Genomic DNA, 2449 nt, shown 5'->3' on the forward strand with positions numbered 1-2449 from the left:
AACCGGCTCGTCGGCGTGGTGGTCATGGTGGCGGCGGCCCGCCGGGCGATGGAGCGCGACCCGGCCGCCGCCCGGCCCGCGATGGAGCGCGCCCAGGCCGCCGCCGAGCAGGCGCTGGCCGAGCTGCGCGAGGTCGTGCGCGGCATCCTGCCGCCGATCCTGGAGGATCGCGGCCTGTCCGGCGCGCTCAGCGCACTGGCCGCCGACTGCGCCGTGCCGTGCCGGGTGACCTCCGGCGACCTGCGGAACGTGCCGATCTCGGTGGCCGCCACCGCCTACTTCGCCGTCGCGGAGGCGCTCACGAACGTCTCCAGGCACAGCGGCGCGTCCAGCGCCCAGGTCGAGGTCCGGCAGTCGGGACGGACGCTGCGCATCCTGGTCACCGACGACGGCAAGGGCGGAGCCGCCGAGGACGCCGGGACGGGCCTGGCCGGCATCCGCGACCGGGCCGAGGCGCACGACGGGACCGTCAGCCTGGCCAGCCCGGCGGGCGGCCCGACGACGCTGGCTGTGGAGCTCCCGTGCGCATCATGACCGACGACGCTCTGGAGCTCCCGTGCGCATCATGACCGACGACCCCCTGGAGCTCCCGTGCGCATCGTGATCGCCGAGGACGACGCCCTGCTGCGGGAGGGCCTCGCGCTGCTGCTGGGCGGCGAGGGGTTCGAGGTCGCGGCGGCCGTGCCGAACCCGAGTGAGTTCCTGCTCGCCGTCCAGGAGCACCGCCCGGACGTCGCGGTCGTGGACGTCCGGATGCCGCCCACCCACACCGACGAGGGGATCAGGGCGGCCGTCGAGGCCAGGCGGGTGCGCCCCGGGCTGGCGGTGCTGGTGCTGTCGGCCTACGTCGAGCAGGCCTTCGCCACCGATCTGCTGGCCGACGGCGTGGGCGGCGTCGGATACCTGCTCAAGGAGCGGGTGGGCCGGGTGGAGGAGTTCGTGGAGGCGCTGCACCGGGTGGCCGGAGGCGGCACCGCGATCGACCCGGAGGTCGTCGCGCAGCTGTTCACCCGCAGCCGCCAGGACGACCCGCTGGACCGGCTGACGGCCAGGGAGCGGCAGGTGCTCGCGCTGATGGCCGAGGGGCTGGGCAACGTGGCGATCGCGTCCCGCCTGGTGGTGACGGACGGGGCCGTGCACAAGCACATCCGCAGCATCTTCGCCAAGCTCGACCTCGCCCCCACGGACCAGCTCGACCGCCGGGTGGCGGCCGTGCTGCGCCATCTGAACGCCTGAACGGCGACCTACTTGACGGCCTTGATCACCGCGTCGGCGATCGACCGCGGATCGACGCCGAAGTGTCTGCGCGCCGCCTCGCGGGTGTCGGACAGGCCGAACCCGTCGGTGCCGAGCGACGTCCACGGGCGGCCGATCCACGGCTGGATCTGGTCGGGCACCGCCCGCATCCAGTCGCTCACCGCGACGACCGGCCCCTCGGCCCCGGCCATGGCCTGCTGGAGGTAGGGCACGCCGGACGTGGCCATGGCCTCGCGGCGCAGCTCGCTCCAGGAGGTGACGGACCAGACGTCCACCCCCAGGCCGTACTCGTCCTGGAGCAGTTGCTGTGCGGCCAGCGCCCAGTGGATGGCGGTGCCGCTGGCCAGCAGGTGCGCGGCGCCGCCGTTCGCGGAGTAGCGGTAGAGGCCCTTGAGGATGCCCTCCTCGACGCCGTCGGGCATCGCGGGCTGAGGCAGCGGCTCGTTGTAGAGGGTGAGGTAGTAGAAGACGTCCTCGCCCGCCTCGCCGTACATCCGCCGCAGCCCCTCGCGGACGATCACGCCGACCTCGTAGCCGAAGGCCGGGTCGTAGGCCAGGCAGGCCGGGTTGGCCGAGGCGAGCAGCTGGGAGTGCCCGTCGGCGTGCTGGAGGCCCTCGCCCGTCATCGTGGTGCGCCCGGCCGTCGCGCCGATCAGGAACCCGCGGCCCAGCTGGTCGGCGAGCGCCCACATCTGGTCGCCGGTTCGCTGCCAGCCGAACATCGAGTAGAAGATGTAGAAGGGGATCATCGCCTCGCCGTGCGTGGCGTAGCTCGACGCGGCGGCGGTGAAGGACGCCATCGACCCGGCCTCGGTGATGCCCTCGATGAGGATCTGCCCGTCGACCGCCTCCTTGTACGACAGCAGCAGCTCGCGGTCGACGGCGTCGTAGCGCTGGCCCAGCGGCGAGTAGATCTTCGCGGTCGGGAACAGCGACTCCATGCCGAACGTCCGGGCCTCGTCGGGGACGATCGGCACCCAGCGGCGTCCGGTCTCCGGCTCCTTCATCAGGTCCTTGACCAGGCGGACGAAGGCCATCGTGGTCGCGATCCTGGCACCGCCCTTCGCCAGGCCCTGGAAGGGCTTGTCGGCGGGCGTAACAGTTTTCGTCTCTCATGTCACCCATGGCGACAACTTTTCACAGGTATGATCACCGTGATCGCCCCCGCGAGGAAGGGACCCTGTGGCCGAGA

Annotated in this window: 2 protein-coding genes and 1 pseudogene; 2 read left to right on the forward strand and 1 reads right to left on the reverse strand. The window is 72.5% G+C overall.

Annotated features, from left to right (window positions below; translation table 11 throughout):
• Both ABZ297_RS46645 and ABZ297_RS46650 read left to right on the forward strand, forming a co-directional pair.
• On the forward strand, window positions 1-534 hold a 534-nt coding region (locus tag ABZ297_RS46645; protein WP_355361026.1), incomplete at its 5' end, for an ATP-binding protein.
• Window positions 535-591: 57 nt separating this feature from the next.
• On the forward strand, window positions 592-1236 hold the full coding sequence (locus tag ABZ297_RS46650) for a response regulator transcription factor (RefSeq protein ID WP_355361029.1): 645 nt from the start codon (window positions 592-594) through the stop codon (window positions 1234-1236).
• A 38-nt stretch (window positions 1237-1274) separates the two neighbouring features.
• Here ABZ297_RS46650 and ABZ297_RS46655 read toward each other — a convergent pair.
• A pseudogene (locus ABZ297_RS46655) lies at window positions 1275-2357 on the reverse strand (pyruvate dehydrogenase (acetyl-transferring), homodimeric type); the annotation flags it as partial.
• Window positions 2358-2449: the final 92 nt, after the last annotated feature.

This window comes from Nonomuraea sp. NPDC005983, assembly GCF_040614375.1.
In the GTDB taxonomy this organism is placed as follows: Bacteria; Actinomycetota; Actinomycetes; order Streptosporangiales; family Streptosporangiaceae; genus Nonomuraea.